This window comes from Maribellus comscasis, assembly GCF_009762775.1.
Taxonomy (GTDB): Bacteria; Bacteroidota; Bacteroidia; order Bacteroidales; family Prolixibacteraceae; genus Draconibacterium; species Draconibacterium comscasis.
This window is the reverse complement of record NZ_CP046401.1, coordinates 6749763-6767723: the sequence shown is the minus strand read 5'-3', so window position 1 is coordinate 6767723 and position 17961 is coordinate 6749763. Positions and strand designations below refer to the sequence as shown.

The following is a 17961-nucleotide window of genomic DNA, read 5'->3' as shown; positions in this document are numbered from 1 at the left end:
TTATTATCCTGAAATCATCTTTTCAAGTACTTCCCAAAAATTGTTGCGATAACCGGTCTGATTAAATTTCTCCGGAATCATTTCCAAAAATTCATTCTTACTTTTAGGCTCCGACAAATCGTTTAAATCTTCAACAGGTAAATCACTTTGTCTTTTACGTGTATATATTTCAACAAATTGTTCCTGAACGGCATTGGCGTAAAACTTATTTCCAGTCATTTCTACTATACCACTTGCTTCATAGAACTTTTGATAAATAGCATTAAGCGATTCCTTTTTCACAGTAAGTGGTTCTCCATTTGGCCCACTAAATATCACCGTATCGGCAATAAAGGTATTATTGATAAAACGGAGATTGGAGCTCATCCTGAAGCCCATGATTTGAAGCCCTTGATCGTAAAACAGATTATTGGTTACCTCAATATTGTTAGCCATGTGAATATGTGCTGGATCCAGCGTGTTAACAGCGAGATTATTGTAAATTTTACAATGATTTGAAAGTTCGTCAAAATAATAGGTCCTACCCTCAATCCCGCTACTAACAGGCAGCAAGGTAGCGTTGTGTTGATAAATCGTTGAATCAGCCTTATTACAATAAATTGCCCCACCATCTTCCAGATGTTGCTTGAAATTGTATATGAGGTTATACTCTGCCAAAGAGTGATCTCCAATTCCGTTTATAGCACAATATGGAAGATTATACAATTCACAATGAGAAATATTATTGTTACTGCCTTTTCCAAGGATGCCAACCGAGCTTAAAAACAATTTTCCTACATCATGGATTCCAGAATTTTCGACACTGATTCGTGTGCCACTAAATCTAATTCCACCAGCCCCGGTATTGGATACTTCACAATCCTTTACTCTTACATCGGAGGAATTTTCAATAAAAACAGCCCAACCAGATGTATTTTTTATCTCTACATCCTCCAGTAATAAATTTGAAATACTATCAGCCCGAACTGCGCCCGCATCTAGTCTCCCTGAAGCATAATTTGGATTTTTTAACTTAATACCTGCACATGAAATGTTAATATCCCTGATGGTAATATTGTCAGCCCCTTTTTTAAGATTGAAAACAAAATCCTTAGTAGGAACCAATGCACTAAAATTTGAAATTTGCTCATGACTAAACGGCCAGTAATAAATCTTTTCATTAGCACGGTCTAAAAACCATTGTCCAGGTTTAGTCATACCTTCTTTTACATTCCAAACCACATAATCTTGTCTATTCCAAGCTCCTGAAGGGTGTGTTGTAGGATATGAAAATCGAATGCTATGATTTATAGTATCAATATTTTCGACCGCAACATATGATTCATCCCATACATGAATTACAGAAATTTCAGCGTTATGAACATCAAAATAATTAAAGTCTTCAGGATTATAATACAAAGTGGTCAATTCATCGTATGTAGGTTTTTTAGCCCAACCTCCCTGTGAACTTTGCCAACGATGCGGCCATTTATTAAGGCTTTGAAAAGTTCCTTCCTCCGGAAATTTGGACCTGTCTCTTAACGAGTCATTCACAATCAGGCTTTGAATATCCCAGGATCTATTTCCAGAACCGGGAAGATTAGCAACATACCATTCGCCTTCCTGTTGCCAATTTTGAATTGGCTTTCCTCCAAAAAGATACACCTCTCCCTCATCTTCAGATTGAATTATCAATCCTGAATCTTGTTCTGATAATGACACAGAAACGTCGTAATAGGAACCTTTCTTAATAAGAATTTGCTTTTTATTATCAATCCGGGAAAGCTCTAACGCTTTTTCAATGGAAGCAAGTGGTGCATTTTTAGTTCCTGCATTGGTATCTTTCCCACTTGCTGATACATAAATTACAGGTTTATTACAAGCAACCAGAAGGCATAGTGAAAATACCAGAATTACACTTTTAAAATATGACAAAATATTTTTTTTCATCTATTATTTATTAGGAATAAAATATTTTAATATAGTCTTTCTGGCTCCTTCCAAATTTCCATATCATTATACAACTCATCATCTTCATATTCTTTTTTGGGACCCTTAAAACCTGCTTCTATAAATTTTTGTCTGAATTGTCTAAAGTCATTAAATTCTGTATATCGAAAGAAAAAGACACTGCTCATTAGTTTCCAATACCCGCTCAAATCGTAACTTGCTTGTTCCCATTTATCAGGGTATTTACTTTTAATACTTTTATCCATATCAAGGCAAACAGCGTAATATGCGGCCCTGGCTCTTGATTTACGGTCCGTACTTTGTAAATCTTTCTTTATCTGTTCTTCCAATTCAATTTTAATAATCTGTTTTTGTTTCTCCAGATCAGCGAGCTCGACAACCGGAGTAGGATGTTCAGGAATAATCTTATAAACCATCCGGTTATTGTCCAATACTTTTTCACCACCGTTAATTGAATTTACCATCTCGAATAATTCAATAATCCGGTCAGCATAGCTGGTTATGGTTTCATTCATAGGCATGTTATCCCGGGTGATATTTTTATATCGGTCAACTATCATCCAGTCCTGATGAGCGTGAGAATTGCGGCTTATCATATTCCTGTATCCGTGAATTACCCCCAGTATTGTACCAACGGTAGCGGCATTGCAATCAGCATCCCACCCAAAGTTAAAAGCCAATTTAAGCGATTCGGAAAAATCACCATTCCCATATAACAGTGCTGCGATGATTGCTCCCGTATTCAGCTCGTGCCCGTTAAAATCGCGTATGTTATTGTCTTCCTGTGTATATTTCTCATGTAGTAATTGCCTCGTTTTTCGCCAGTTGTTTGGGTATTCTGAATACCAGCTTTTTACATCATTGATTATTCCATTTAATTCACTGTTTTCATCTATTGCAGCAACACCAAAATCAATAATGTCATTAATATTATCGGTAACAAAAGCCTGTGCAATCATCGTAGAAAATAGCTGTGTTGTTTGCGCCGGTTCGTTATTAATAGTTACTGTGGTATAATTCAAGCCTATTTTTGATGCTGTTTGTGGCATACCCGGTGCAATTAGCGCAAATGTTTCGCACAAAAATTGCCCTGAAATATTGAATGAGGCCCAGGGATTAAAAATACTTTTCCCGGTTAGAGGCGGTTCTATGCCTATATCCATCAGGTAGCGGGCAAAGCGGTTCGAGCACCATATTCTTTTGTTGATTCTTTCCTCCCAAAGCGAACAGATTTGGGTTGGCTGTAAAAAAACGTCTCGCTGTTTCTGCATCTCACAGATGTAAACCCATTCAAAATCAGTATCGTCGTCGGTCCAGGCTCCTTCGGGCAACGAAGGAACATAGTTTTTGACATTGCCGGGCTCCTTAATGTATTTCATTTCATGCGGAAGGCCGTTTAAATTTCCAAGAATCTCACCCAAAAGCCCTCCCCTGATTTTATCGACTACATTTTCTACTTTAAGTGTTATTGTATCATTTTGACTTTCCTGTGCTGAAACGTCAATTGTAATTAACAATAACAGTAATACAGAATAAAAAACTAGTTTGCTTCGCTTAATAAAAATATCTATTAAATTCATTCTCTCAAATTTGATAGTGTCTCTATATCTTCCGGATGAATCCCACCATTTGGAAGTGGACCAACATTTAGCAGAAGGTTACAATTCCTTGATTTGGCTTCATCCAACAAATTTTTTACATCTTCAACCTTTAAATGATGTCCATCAATTGCTTTGTTGTATCCCCAGGTAGAACCCCCATGAAATCCTCCTAAGTGGGGTTGCATGGTATTACAAATCTCTTTTGGTTTGTTTTTATTTAATGCTGCTACTTTTCTGGCAACAGCATATTCTTCTCCGACAATTGCACCACTGTTACGCTCAGGAGCTACAAAATCTTCATCTCCATTAGCACCTTGTTTAAATGAGATCAATGCATGTGGAGATAAATCTCTAATCAGTGCATACGTTTCTTCAATCGGGAATACATCCGGATTTGCATAAAATCCCATAATGGGGTCAAGCCAGATACCTGCAATGGTTGGGTATTGCGTAAGTAACTCTTTAATTTGAGCATGAGCAAAATCTATATATTTTCGGAAATCTTCAGGTTTTTCATACTTGTACGCCTCCGGGTTTTTTTCATAAGCCGGTCGTGCACTACCCCAACCTTCTTCCCTTGAATAAAAATAAGGATGTCTCCAGTCGGCGGCATAAGAATAATATAAAAATAACCCTATACCTTCTTTTTCACAGGCATCAGCCAGTTCCCGAATTAAATCTCTTTTAGCCGGGGAGTTTACACTATTAAAATCTGATTGTTTTGTGTTAAAAAGGCAAAAGCTATCATGGTGTTTGGAAGTGATTGTAATATACTTCATACCTGCCTTTTTTGCCAGTTTTGTAATAAATCCGGCATCAAAATCTGAAGCAGTAAATTTCTCCTTTAGTCTGGCATACTCATCCAATGGAATGCGATCATGAAGTTGCACCCATTCCCCTTTACCCAACTGGCTGTATAATCCGTAATGAATAAACAAACCAAATTGTGCATCTTTAAACCAATTTAAGTTTGCTTCTCTTGGATTTATTTTATACTCTTTTTTGTAATTTTTTAAATATGACGGAACTTCCTGTGCATTCAGCTCTGAATTATTTATAAAGAGCACCCCTAAAGTCAAATAAATATAAACAGCCTTTATCATTTTATAAAGCATTAAGATTATGTTGCATTAATATTCCGGGAGGTTCTTTCTTATTCCGCCTTCCATCGCTGATTCATGTGCAAGAATGCCCACTGACGTCCAGTTAGCTGATTGGCTAGCATTTGGGAATGCATCCCTGTTTTCGACGATACTCATGATAAATTCGTGGGCCAGATGCGGATGCGAGCCTCCATGTCCCGACCCTTGTTTAAATGAAAGGTGGACATTCTCATCAAGATCATATACACCTTTGGTAGTGTACTGCCTTATCCCTTCAGGAAGCAAATACGCATAATCAGGAATCTCAATTCTTTCAGCATCTTCGCCAGTGAATACAACAGGTTTTTCATTTTCAATTTGCTGCCATTCATAAGACATTTTGCTTCCATAGGCATCAAAACTTTCTATATATTCTCTTGCAGTATTGAATAATGAACGGGAAATTTCAGCCGATAAATCCGAATCTTTTAATTTGATATGACAGGTTTCAACAGCAAAAGAAGAGTTGTATTTTACGATCAGTTTTTCATCTATTGTACCCGATCCAAAACATGAGACATATTCCGCCTGTTTACCGGCCAGGGCAAGACAGGGACCAACACAATGGGTAGCATAATGCATGGGCGGCAATCCTTCCCAATATCCCGGCCAGCCGGCCATTTCCTGGTGGTGCGCAGCCCGAAGAAATTGTAACTTCCCCATTTTGCCTTGTTGCAGCAGTTCTTTTACATGGAGGAATTCCCTGGAATATACCGTGGTTTCCATCATCATGTAATTCTTCCCGGAACTCCTTTGTGCCCTGACAATTTCCTTGCACTCCTCAACAGTTGTTGCCATTGGAACTGTGCAGGCAACATGTTTCCCTGCTTTTAATCCCATAATGCTTTGTTCGGCATGCAAATGAATTGGCGTGTTGATGTGTACTGCATCAATTTTATCGTCCCTCAGTAAATCCCTGTAATCCGTATATCTTTTTTCAACACTGAAAGCTTCCCCAACCTTATCCAATTCTGATTTATTGCGCTGGCAAATTGCATATAAGTTGGCATTCGGATGGTTTTGGTATATTGGAATAAATTCGGCACCAAAGCCAAGGCCGACAATTGCAATATTTATCTTTTTATCTGATCTATTCATAGTATTCTTTTATATAGCCTGGCTATTCACATTAGTCCAAAATCTTCAAATCGTAATTTTTTGCAAGCCTTTTAAACATCGACTTCATTTCATCATCGGAGAGTGGCCTTTCATAAATAAGAAAGCGTGCTATTTCACCGTCAAATGATTCTTTACCGGGATGTTCAATGGCATCGCGTTCCTGGCCAATGGCCATTTTTGATGAATTTGCTTCGGAGTTGACCGGAAATGGTTTACTCGCTGCTACTTCTGCCGAATTGATAAAAAGCTCCGAATTAACTGTGCCACTACCGCTTCCCATCCGGCCTGCAACAATATAATATTTGGCCGTTTCGAGTGGTTCTTCTGCCAGAACCATTGGGTTGTTCTCATCCCAACGGCCAAAAGTGATACCGTTTCTTCCACCTGTCCACGGGCGATTGTCGTCGGTTACACAGCCCCAGATTCCTTCATATTTGCCGCCATTTCTAAGGTTGCCAAAAAAAGAATTGACATCTTTCAATCCGGGAACCTGTTCGTAAACTGCCATTACTGAAAACCAGGTGTGGCCGCTACCTGTAATCAGGTGGTCAAAAGCATCTTCATTGTGGTTCACAAGTTCCTGCCGGTGAAATATCACCGAGTTGTGCCCGTTTAACTTTGAAACTCCCATCTTTAATACCGGCCTGCCGGAACCGGCTGTTTCCCTTCCTTCATCCTGAATTATAAAATCCCTGACTTCTTGGTTATTGGCCTGGTTGGCCCAGGATATTATTTTGTTGCCATCATCGAGTAATATTCCTTTGTCTGCATCCAGATCAAGTAGTAAACCATCTGAAAGGATATCTTCACTCGCCAAATTTTCGTAACCTGCCGCCCAAATGATCCCTCCTTCAACTAACTTTTCATAATCTTCGTTGGAATAGATTTCCTCGGTATGTCCCAGGGAGGTGAAAAACGAACGGCCACCGTCGTAATGCTGGTACCAGGTAAAAGGATGATCGCCCATCTTTTTACCTCCCTCGTATGAATTTTCATCGAGCGAGATTAGTACATTTACATTTTCCCTTGGATTATAAGAGAACCAGTGCCATTCATCGGTCAAAATCCATTCATCGGGCAGGTGGGCTGTGCAAATATGCCTTTTATCCTCTACAATAAGTTTGGCCTGTTGCACTTCAGGATGGGCTACCAGCTTTGTGCCAATCAGTTTTTCGTACCATTGCTGAAATTGTCCTCCCTCCATCCAGATTGCACCTGCACAATGGATACCAACAAAACCTCCACCGTTTCTTATGTATTGCTGAATTGATTGTTGCTGTGTTTGAGAGAAAATCCGCCCGTCAGTTCCGCAATTATTATTAAAAACGATTACATCAAAATTAAGCAGGTCCCCGAGGTTAATGATGGAAGTATCTGAAGTTGAAACTACATTCCATCCATTCTCACTGCCAATTTTCTCAACCATTGCAATCGCTTCATCTTTCGAAGGATGTTCATAACCATTATCGGCCTGAAAGTTTAAAACCTGTATATTGTTTTGAGCAACTACCCCAGAGGGTGAGATTAAATTAATGGATATTAGTATTACAAATACAATTTTTGTTAATCCTCTGTATTTCATTTCATTATTTTTTCAAATGGAACATTTCTCAAGATATTCCGGAAATCCTAAAACCCGTTTCTAAGAATCACGATTGAAAAGTCAAATACTATTCAATACACAAGTACTGCAAATTCAAAGAATTTAACATGAATATCCTAAATGACCGGTAAGTAAAAAGTTAATAGGCTACCTGCCATTAATGTTTTTCAGAACCGCCCGCCTCTAAGAATATAGAGGCAGGCTTTCTGGTTTTTACAAATTCTTATACCTTGTACTCCCGAATTGATTTTATCTCCAACCTATGGTTTGCGGAAAATCAGGATTTTCGTCAATGATTTCCTGTGGTATCGGCATATATTTATATTGATCCGTAATATTTCCTGCGGCCCTTGCATTAAAGGCATTGGATCTTTCCACATATTTACCAGTACGGATTAATGTGTATCGTCTGTGCTCTTCCATTAATAATTCACGGGCTCTTTCATCAAGGATAAAATCGATATCTACATCGCCTGCACTGATATCCGGTGCATTTGCTCTTCTTCTCACTACATTCAGTGCCTCAGCAGCATCTCCATATCTCTCCTGTTTCATCAAGGCTTCTGCTAAAAGTAAATAGGTATCAGCTAAACGTATGTAAGGAGTTTCTTTCACCGTCCACCCAATTGCCAAATTGCCTTCAGGAGCCCAGTCAAACTTCGTTACTGAAGGCCATTTCCTTGTAATTCCTCCCTGTTCAGGCTGTGACCAATCCATCCAAAGCGTGTCTCCAACTGAAAAATCTGTATCACCAAGGTTATCTCCTTCTTCAATAATGTAAAACTTTCTTAATCCATAATATCCACCACGGTCGTCTCCGACACCAAAATTATCAATTGACCATTTTGTAATCATAAAACCAAATAATGATCTTCCACCTCTGCCTTCGGTTACCGCAAGACTCACCCCATCTATTGGCCACATCCAATAGGCAAAAACTTTCATCCTGCGTTCAGTAGAATTTCCAGATTCACCTCCATTTACCTGATACTCACGCTGCCAGGCCCAAAGCACTTCTGTATTTCCCTGATTCCTGTTAATATTACCATTGATAAACATGTCGGTAAACGGAGTTCCTGGTTGATCTTTTTCAACTCCATAACGTTCGGTAACCAATTGGTAATCTCCACTTGTTATAACCTTATTTGCATACTGTTCCGCTTTTCCATTATCTCCCCATACTAAATATAATTCGGCGAGGTAGTGGTTAGCAACTGCACTAGATACCTTGCCGGGTACGGCAGCAACAGATGGTAAGTTTTCAGAAGCAAAAAGCCAGTCAGCTTCCATTTGCGCTTCAATATCTGCGCGTGTAGCTGGAAACCTGAGTTCATCTATAATTGTACCTGTCGACTCTTCAAGTACCAAAGGAACTTCGTTCCACAAATTGACAAGGTGACGATAAGCCCATGCCCTTACGCATCTGGCTTCTCCGATTACCTCATTTTTCTTTTTGATATTGTCAGCTTCGTTAGCCCCCTGCCAATCAACCGATGGTTCTTCTGCACGATTAATTAAGGTATTCGCCGCGTTAACAACCCTCCAAATCCACGACCACGTATTAAGCAAGTTTCCATCTTCTGGCGTAAACCTTCCGTCATAAAGGTTTATACCGGTACTTGTACCCCATCCACTCCATAGGCCATCACAAGCAACATCTGTTCCGGACATAGTTATAACATCGTGTACATAATTAGAATTGTTTGGAGTATTCCCTTTTTCTAGGAGCATAAGTGCATACATGCCGTTAAGCCCCGCCTGAAACCCGGAATAGTTTAAATATAAATTATCTGCCGAAATTATATTTTTTAAGTCTTCATCTAAAAAATCATCTTTTACACATGAATTAAAAAACACGGCAAATATTCCTATTGTTAATAATATCTTTTTCATTTTCATAGGTTTAAAATTTAAGATTCAATCCAAATAAATATGTTCTTTGAGGAGGAACCGGAACGACATCCCACTGTGAAGCATCAAAAGCCTCGCTAGCGCCAATTAATTCAGGGTCCATACCTTGCCATTTGGTGACGGTGAATACATTGTCCACATTGAAAAAGAGGGTACAATCCTGTAACTTAACCACATCAGAAAGTAAGTTTTTAAAATTATAGCTCACTTTTATATCTCTGAGTCTCAAATAACTGGCATCCTGTAAAAACAGAACTGGATACCCAGAATTATTTTCACCATGGTTTACATAGTATTTGTTGGTAGGATTGTCTTCAGTCCAGTAATCCCAATAAGCTCCGTTATTTCTTCTGTATTCCCAGGTATGTGCCAACAAACCAGCGGCATTAACTTTTTTCACACCAACCACTGCATAAAACATTAAGTTCACAGAGAAATCCTTGTATTGAATGTATGAATTCAGACCTGTACGAAAATCAGGATATACGGATCCCTGAATTCTTCGATCATCCTCATCAATTACTCCATCACCACTGGCATCCAACACCTTAGTAGCTCCAGGAAATTTATCTGGTAATGGGCTATTAGCTATTTCGTCTTCTTCACCCAACTGCCAAATACCATCGTGTACATATCCAAATATTACTTCTATAGGTTCTCCTATAAACCATCGGTTTAATACATCATCCTGTCCGTCGCCATACAGATCAACAATCTTATTTTTGAATGAACTTATATTAAAGTCAAGATTCCATAAAAAATCATTGCTGTTGATAATATCTGAACTCAAAGAAAACTCGTAACCTTTATTTTCAGTTTCACCAATATTCTGACGAATACTGGAACCCGGTATTCCGAGTGTTGTTGAAATTCTGCGATTGAGCAACAAATCAGTAACCTTTGATTTGTATAAACTTAATGCCCCCTGCAATTTCCCGTCAAATAATCCAAAATCAATTCCCCCATCAATAGTTCTTGTTGTTTCCCATCCAAGATTCGGATTGGCAAGTGCCGAGGGTACAAATCCTGGTGCTGTTTCAGTAGCTGTCTCACCACCTAGATAATTATTTTCTGCCATCCTTGATAAAGTTGAATAAGCTCCAATTGCCTGGTTACCGTTTTTACCCCATGAGGCTCTTAATTTTAAATAATTAACCCAATCAGCGCCAGCCATAAAGTTCTCCTCTCCAATATTCCAAGCTGCCCCCACTGAAGGAAAGACACCATATTTGGTATCGGCACCAAATCCGGAATATCCATCGCGCCTGATTGTTGCGGTTAAAGAATAACGTTGTTTAAACGAATAATTCAATCTGGCCATCTGCGATACTAAACTAGAACTTACAAAGTTGGAAGAAGGAATTGCGAGTGCTGCACCACTGGCTTGCCAGGTAGTGAGAATATCGCTTGTAAATCCACTGGATGAAATCCCTCTCTGCCTGTACTCATCTTTTTGAAAACTGTATAAACCGGTCAAAAATATGGAATGATCCTCAATATCCTTTCTATAACTTAATATATGCTCAACAAGGTAATTTGTATTATAATTGCTATTTACATTAGAAATTCCACCACTTTCAAAACCTGTTTTAGTTTCTCTATTATAATAGGTTTCATTATTTCTGAATCTGAAGGTAACGCCTGTATTAAGCCTGTAATTTAATCCAGAAATAAATGGAATATCCACATCGAGGTAATTATTGGAAAAAACCTTATATTCCCTGTTGATATCGTCAGCAACCAAACCATCCAGCGGACTTGCAAATTCAAGTCTTTCAGGCCAGGGATATCTTTTTATTGTACCATCTTCGTTATATGCAAGTGACAACGGATTCATATAATAGGCATCACGAAAGTCGGCTGGGAGTCCATCCCTGTCCAAGAATACCAATGAAGTGTTGGTAGCAAATTTTAACCAGGGAGTAAGAGTATTGTTATAATTAAATCGAAACGAATACCTGCTAAAATCATCATTTTTCGCTATACCTTTAACTTGTAAAAAGTTACCGGAAACATAAAAGGATTGTTCTTCATCACTTCCGGACAAGGAAATGGTATGCTCCTGTTGTTTGCCCACCCGGGTTACAACATCAATCCAATCAGTATATGTACCTGCATTATATAGTTCTAATTCCGACGGGGTAAAAATTTCTTCAGGATCAGTTAATCCAAACGTTCTACTATTATATTCTAACTTTTTATCATAAAATTCAGGTCCTGTAAAAATATCTGGTTTCTTGGCTAACTCCAAAAATCCAACTTTTGATTGAATCTGCACCCTTGTTTTACCCGATTCGCCTTTTTTTGTTGTTATTATTATTACTCCGTTGGCTCCTCTTGAACCGTAAATAGCAGAAGAGGATGCATCTTTTAATACTTCAATTGATCCAATATCTGCAGTTGGAAATTCCGACAAACTACCGGAAAACGGTATTCCATCTACAATTATTAACGGTTGATTGCTTGCTGTAATGGATTTTACACCTCTAATTTCAATATTTGAACTTTGTTCTGCGGATGCTTGAGTTGTAATAATGTTAAGCCCTGGTACCGAACCCTTTATTGCTGAAAGCACATTTCCACCGGAAGACGTCCGTTCAATTGTTTCATTATCAATAGATACAATTGAACCGGTAACATCTCTCTTTTTCAACGTACCGTAACCAACAGCGACAACTTCTTCTATACCAATTGCGTCAGCAACCATAGTAATATCAATGGAAGATTGTCCATCTACAGTTATTTCCTGGGTTCTCATCCCCACAAAAGAGAAGATAAGCGTTATTCCGTCATCAATACCCGTTAATATATATTTACCATCATTATCTGTAACTGTACCAGTACTTGTTCCTTTTACGACAACTGTTACACCTGGCAATGGCTGACCTGATTCGTCGCTGACCAAGCCAGTGATATTTTTTTGTTCCGCCTGATCAAGAACTAGTGTTTTAGCATCTTTTGAAGTGATTAAAATTAAATAATCTTTTATTTCATAGCTCAAATCTGTTCCCTCGAACAATTCTTTTAATATACTAGATAATTCTTCCTGCCTCGTATTTATTGAGATTTTTTTACTCAAATCTACCTGAGCATTGTCATAAAAAAAACGATACTCGGAATTGTCTTCAATTTCCTCTAAAATCTCCTGAATAGAAAGGTTCTTTACATTCAGATCAAGCTTTCCTGCCTGTGAATACACTTCTGCAGAAATTTGCATAAAACTGATTAGAATTAGCAGCGTTGTTAGTTTAGTCATAAGTACCAATTTTTTTAACGGGAAGGATGCACATTTCCTCCTCTGTAATCTAATTTTTTTCATACATTTGTGTTGTTAAGTTATTGACTTTAGCTTTATAGCTATTGTTGAATAATACCAGAAACATGTGTTTCTGAGAATAGCGGGAAATGTTGGCGCATTTTCCGCTTTTTTAGTTCATAGTTTTACATAAGCACGTCTATTTTTTAAAGTTTATATATAGTTTGTTTTTTTCGTAACGGTATTCTATTGGTTCAATGGAAGTGCTTTTTACAGCTTCAATAAAAGTGAAGATATTATCGTCGATACTTATTGTACCACTAAATCGTTTTGATTTCAAGCGTTCATTCTCAAAAACAATCCGTGTATTATAAATCCGATCAACCTTAATGGCCAGGTCTTCAAGTGTTTCATCCCTGAATTTATATATTCCTTTCTGCCAGTAATCGTAAAAGCCATCCGGGACCCTCGATCTATTAAGTTTCCCGGATGCTTTATCTAAAACTAAACTATGTGATGGTTCTAGGGCATAAGAATTAAAGCCACTTGTACGATTTGCTATTTCAAGTTGAATTTTTCCTTCTACCAAATCGGCACGCACTAGTTTGTCTTCGGGGTAAGCCCTAACAGAAAATTGTGTTCCTAACACTCTTATCCTATTATCGCCTATTTTTACAATAAAAGGTTTCTTCTCGTTATGAGTTACTTCAAAGTAAGCTTCCCCTTCTAACTCCAAATTTCGCGTGTCTCCCTTAAATTCGGATGGATATTTTATACTTGAATTATTCGCCAACCATACTTTTGTTCCATCTGGCAGATTAAAATGGGAACGACTTCCTTTTGGGACAGCTATTTCCTGATAAACAATTTTGTTATCTGTTGACGTTAAAATAGTTTTTACAATAAACGTTGTTGTAATTAACAAAAATAAAATGGCTGATATTCGTAATGTATAATAAACAAATGGAGTTACTATTTTTTGTTTTCCAAATTGAAGTTTTCTATGGAGATACTTTTTGTAAATAACCGAGTTATAGTGAATCTGTTTTGGATTATATTGCCAGATTTGAAGAAGTCGATCAAAAACTTTTTGATTGTCCGAATCCTTGGCAATCCATTCCTGAAATGCTGACTCATCAACATCATTTAATTCTCCTGCAACTTTATTTGCTATATTCTCCCAAACCTTTTTGCTTTCCATTCCAAATATTCTTATATATCTTACGACAATAATTCTTCTGAAATGTCCTAAAGGTAAATCGAAAAAAAAATAATTTTTCTAGTTCGAGGGTATAAACAATTGAAAAAGCACCATAAAACCAGTATTATCTCCCTGTTCATTTAGGTGATATTTTATTGCCTTGCCTATTTTCTTCAAGGCAATAGAGAGCTGATGGTTTATTGTTTTCACTGAAATTTCGAGCAATTCTCCAATTTCCTTATACTTCATCTGTTCCACTTTTGCCAATTTATATATCATTTTACAACGCGGAGGCAAATCTTCAATGGCTTGCTCAATTATAGTTTTTAATTCTTTATTAATTAATTCTGTTTCAGGACAAATCAAGTCAATACCCAAATCAACTTCCAAATCTTCCAGAGAAACAGCTTTTCTTCTCTTCAAGTCATCAAGGTAATTTAGCGAAGTATGATAAGTAGCTTTAAAGAGGTAACCTTTAATATTTTCAATATTAATTAGTTCTGTTCGATTAAGCCAGATTTTAAAAAATACATCAGAAACAGCTTCTTCTGCTACCAATTTATTTTTTACAAATGAAAAGGAGAACTGATAAAGTCGTCCCGCAAACAAATCAAAAAACTGTTTAAAAGCTCGTTCATCTTCTTCAAAAGCAATTTCTTTCAGTATCTGTTTTATGTTCTGGTTTGATTCCAAATTAATATTGGTACTTTTTTGTAAAAATGTAAATAATTCAACACAAATAAAATTATTTAATTCTGATATTGCTAGTATTTTCATCAAAGCTTGATCGGTTAATGATAATAAAGTTGACCTTACTGTAATATATTCTTGGCATCAGCAGCATGCCCGTTGTAATCATTTAAATTTCATTTCCAATTATGATTTCCACTGAAAAAATGAAGTTTACAGAATATATTTTAATACGCTCCTGCTAACACCTTATGAAAAAACTAAAGTATCATCTTTAAAAACACAGATAGATAGTTATGGCGCGATACTCGTATACCATCCTTGTTATGTGAAGAGAAATCATTGCCGAGACTCGATCATTTCTTTTGTTAGCAGTAACATAACTGAAGATTTATCCGGAATTTTAACTTTCAGAAAGAATTAAGGAGCATACTCAAACCTTCCCACAAGATAACTACATTTCCGAAAAACAAGCCCTCCGGGTTTTCAAAAGCTTCCGACATAAAGCCATTCATTCCAAAACCGGAAGAGTTAATTACTGCCTGCGCACAAAGCCAATTTCATAAAGACTTAACCTCGTATACTTCGGTTAAAACTTTTTGAAATCCCACATCAACACTTCCGCTTTTTCCATTCATTATTTATTTCTTTTCCTTTTGAAAATTTTCCGAAAATGTTGCAGAAAGTGTTTACTGGGTTGAAGGGGAGCACTCTCCCTTTACGAAATAAATACCGATCCCAAGAGACAGTGAAATAGAATAAACTGAACCTAGGATTTTTTATTGTTTAAGATCTCAATTGCCTCAACAAAATCCAACTTAATGAGTTCCCAATATTTACCTTTTAAGCAAATCGGTTCAAAATCATTATCAGCTGTTTCAAAATTGGTAAAGTTTCTGAGTATTTCATCAGCATCATGTGAGTATGGATAACGCTCTTCATGCAACTGAATCATTTGAGGGACTGAATAGAAATCTAACAACTCATGTAGATCCCAAAAGTCCTTTTTTCTGGCTCCACGGCTCACAACATCGACCTTCATTGCTGTTATCTCGTCGAGGGTGGCAAGCCGTATATTATCAATCACCAAAGCGGGACGAATAAAAGGATCGGTATAATACAAATCAAGTTTAACACAGTCTTCTGCTGAATTGCCAATAAAATATGATTTACCCATTGCAACCGGACCTTCACGAGAATCAACGTATTCGAAAGTATTTTTAAGGTGCTTGTCTATTACCTCAAAATCAATCTCACCGTAAGGAGTATCGGCGAACAAATCAATGTCAACAGATTCACGATGCCCTAACTGCAAACTTAAGGCAGTACCTCCCACCAGACGAAAAGGAGAGAAAAGTTCTTCAGCCATCAACCATGATAATATTGAGTGTAGCTGTGATTTTACAGTGTTGTATTTTAATTGGCTGATCATTTACTCACTGAAGATATTTCTTGATATTGCTTTCCAATACTGAGGAACGTTTTGAGATACGGGCTAAGATGGCTTGTACTTCCTTTTTTCCATAAAAACGCATTATCTCGGAAATCTCCTGATCGTTACCCCGCTCAAAAATGCGCTTTATAACACTGACTTTGCTCTTTTCCCAGTTAATTGAATTTATATCAGTATCCCAGAACAAAACAGGTCGCAGAAGTTTTAAATTGGGCCGGTCATTCAGGGCTTGTTTCTTCTTTTGTTGTTCAATATCGTAATAAGCTTGTAATACAGCAAAAAAGCTTTCATCGATCCCCAAAGCATCACCCAGCCTTATGGATAGTGCCGGATTGATGCGACGTTTTCCTTTGGTAATATCCCCTAAAAGTTGAGGATATTCTCCAATAGATAACGCAATACGTCGCTTGGGAAGTTTTCTTTTTTTCAACTCCCTTTCAAGGATAATCCCCGGATGTATACCCTTTAAAAGCGCGATATTTTTTTCGATGGTGCTCATGACAAATACATTTACAAATATAAACAAATTTGTTTACACATGAGATCATGTACTTTTAAAAAAACACGTTACAATAATACCTCCATTGCTTCATCAACAAGCGAGTTATCAAGTTCTTTCAGGTAGGCCTGGGTAATTGCCAGATTTTGATGCCCCATTGATTCACTTATTATATCGGTAGAAATTCCTTTCTGCTTTAAACTGTTGGCATAACTATGCCGGGCAACATAGCTTGATACTGATTTATTTATTCCACATAATCCAGCAATTTCTTTTAAATCTTTATTGTATTGCTTTAATGTTTTTTTCTTCCTGTTTTCGATTTGAGCCGGAGTCAGTTTATCTTTTAGAAGTAATGGAAAAACATAACTCGCATGACTTTTCTTATTTCGATAATATTCTAAAATCTTTTGTACGGGAGGCAAAATCTTTATATGAAAATTTGTTTTAGTTTTTGACCGTATATAATATATTCTGTCCTCTGAAACATCTTTCCACTGAAGTCTCATCATATCTGCAAAGTTCATTCCTCGTGTATAAAAGCTGAAGACAAAATAATTCCTGGAATTTATGAGCCGCTGATGATTTGTCAGGTCGAGGGTTATCAACTTTTGAACTTCTTCAAACGAAAGTGCTTTTTTAAGTCCCCGTCCTTTTAATTTGGAAACCTTATATACTTTAAACGGGTAAACGTTTGGCTTTATCAATTCTCGTTTTATAGCTGAATTAAAAACAGCCCTAATCGTTCGCATTTGCACGCTTATTCCTCCGTCAGTCCCTTTTCTTGATCTTAAATAGGCTTCATATTTCTCCAGAAAAGCAGGAGTAATATCTTCAAATAATAGTACTTTTCTATTCACATATTTTTTAACTGATTTAGACGTATCTCTATATATTCGCGCATTCCCAGTTCTTCCTGCTTTTTCCATTTCGGCAATGAGCTCTTCCCAGAATTTAAATATGTTTTGATGAACAGGATTAGCACTAATGCGAAATTCTCTTTCAACTTCCGACAAAGAGTAACTTCCTTTTCTTTGATGCAGTTCTGTAACAATACCTGTCGCCTGATCGATAAGCTTGAGCAATAACCGGTTTTTATTCAAATAATTTATCGAGTTTTGATTGAATAATCCCTTTTTTCCGTTCCATTCCCTTGTCTCCGCCGTATACGGAGTACGAAAGAAAATAGAGTTTCTATCCTTGGAAATTCGTAAATAAATCGGATATTTACCGGAAGACAACTTCTTTTTCCTCAAAACAGCCTTAAAACTAATCATTTACGCATAATTTTGGGTACAACATAGGTACAACAAATGGGTATTTAAAGGTAATTAAATAATATTTTATGACAAAAGAAAAATATGTATAAATCTGATATACAAGCATATACAAACAAATAGTAATTTATGAAAAATGAATATTTCTGTCTGGGGGGCGAGGGGTCGCAAGTTCAAATCTTGTCATCCCGACCAAAACAAAAACCTTTCATGAAAATGGGAGGTTTTGTTTTTTCACAGAACATTAAAAAGTCCAGAC

12 protein-coding genes are annotated in these 17961 nt (G+C 37.1%); all 12 read right to left on the bottom strand.

From position 1 onward, the window contains the following. Positions 1 to 3: 3 nt before the first annotated feature. Positions 4 to 1929: a right-handed parallel beta-helix repeat-containing protein gene (locus GM418_RS27195; RefSeq protein ID WP_158870857.1), complete on the bottom strand. Its 1926-nt coding sequence runs from the start codon at positions 1927 to 1929 to the stop codon at positions 4 to 6. Between the two features lie 26 nt (positions 1930 to 1955). After that, positions 1956 to 3530, bottom strand: coding sequence for an ADP-ribosylglycohydrolase family protein (locus tag GM418_RS27190; protein WP_158870855.1), 1575 nt, complete (start codon positions 3528 to 3530; stop codon positions 1956 to 1958). Beyond that, entirely contained in the window at positions 3527 to 4654 is a 1128-nt protein-coding gene (locus GM418_RS27185) for an alpha-L-fucosidase (protein ID WP_158870854.1), read from the bottom strand. The genes GM418_RS27190 and GM418_RS27185 overlap by 4 nt, the downstream gene beginning before the upstream one ends. A gap of 27 nt (positions 4655 to 4681) precedes the next feature. Further along, complete coding sequence (locus GM418_RS27180; protein ID WP_158870852.1) at positions 4682 to 5791, bottom strand: Gfo/Idh/MocA family protein; 1110 nt, start codon at positions 5789 to 5791, stop codon at positions 4682 to 4684. A gap of 31 nt (positions 5792 to 5822) precedes the next feature. Beyond that, positions 5823 to 7394: a ThuA domain-containing protein gene (locus tag GM418_RS27175; protein ID WP_158870850.1), complete on the bottom strand. Its 1572-nt coding sequence runs from the start codon at positions 7392 to 7394 to the stop codon at positions 5823 to 5825. A 270-nt stretch (positions 7395 to 7664) separates the two neighbouring features. Beyond that, positions 7665 to 9308, bottom strand: coding sequence for a RagB/SusD family nutrient uptake outer membrane protein (locus GM418_RS27170; RefSeq protein ID WP_158870848.1), 1644 nt, complete (start codon positions 9306 to 9308; stop codon positions 7665 to 7667). A gap of 10 nt (positions 9309 to 9318) precedes the next feature. Next, a complete protein-coding gene (locus GM418_RS27165; RefSeq protein ID WP_158870846.1) occupies positions 9319 to 12582 on the bottom strand; it encodes a TonB-dependent receptor in 3264 nt (1087 codons plus the stop codon). A gap of 199 nt (positions 12583 to 12781) precedes the next feature. Continuing rightward, the gene (locus GM418_RS27160) at positions 12782 to 13783 is read right to left on the bottom strand and encodes a FecR family protein (protein ID WP_158870844.1); all 1002 of its coding nucleotides are present in this window, start codon (positions 13781 to 13783) and stop codon (positions 12782 to 12784) included. Between the two features lie 78 nt (positions 13784 to 13861). Beyond that, complete coding sequence (locus GM418_RS27155) at positions 13862 to 14560, bottom strand: RNA polymerase sigma-70 factor (RefSeq protein ID WP_158870842.1); 699 nt, start codon at positions 14558 to 14560, stop codon at positions 13862 to 13864. Between the two features lie 682 nt (positions 14561 to 15242). Further along, positions 15243 to 15842: a nucleotidyl transferase AbiEii/AbiGii toxin family protein gene (locus GM418_RS27150; RefSeq protein WP_217447610.1), complete on the bottom strand. Its 600-nt coding sequence runs from the start codon at positions 15840 to 15842 to the stop codon at positions 15243 to 15245. Positions 15843 to 15909: 67 nt separating this feature from the next. Beyond that, complete coding sequence (locus GM418_RS27145; protein WP_158870838.1) at positions 15910 to 16425, bottom strand: helix-turn-helix transcriptional regulator; 516 nt, start codon at positions 16423 to 16425, stop codon at positions 15910 to 15912. A 68-nt stretch (positions 16426 to 16493) separates the two neighbouring features. Further along, a complete protein-coding gene (locus tag GM418_RS27140) occupies positions 16494 to 17702 on the bottom strand; it encodes a site-specific integrase (protein ID WP_158870836.1) in 1209 nt (402 codons plus the stop codon). Positions 17703 to 17961: the final 259 nt, after the last annotated feature.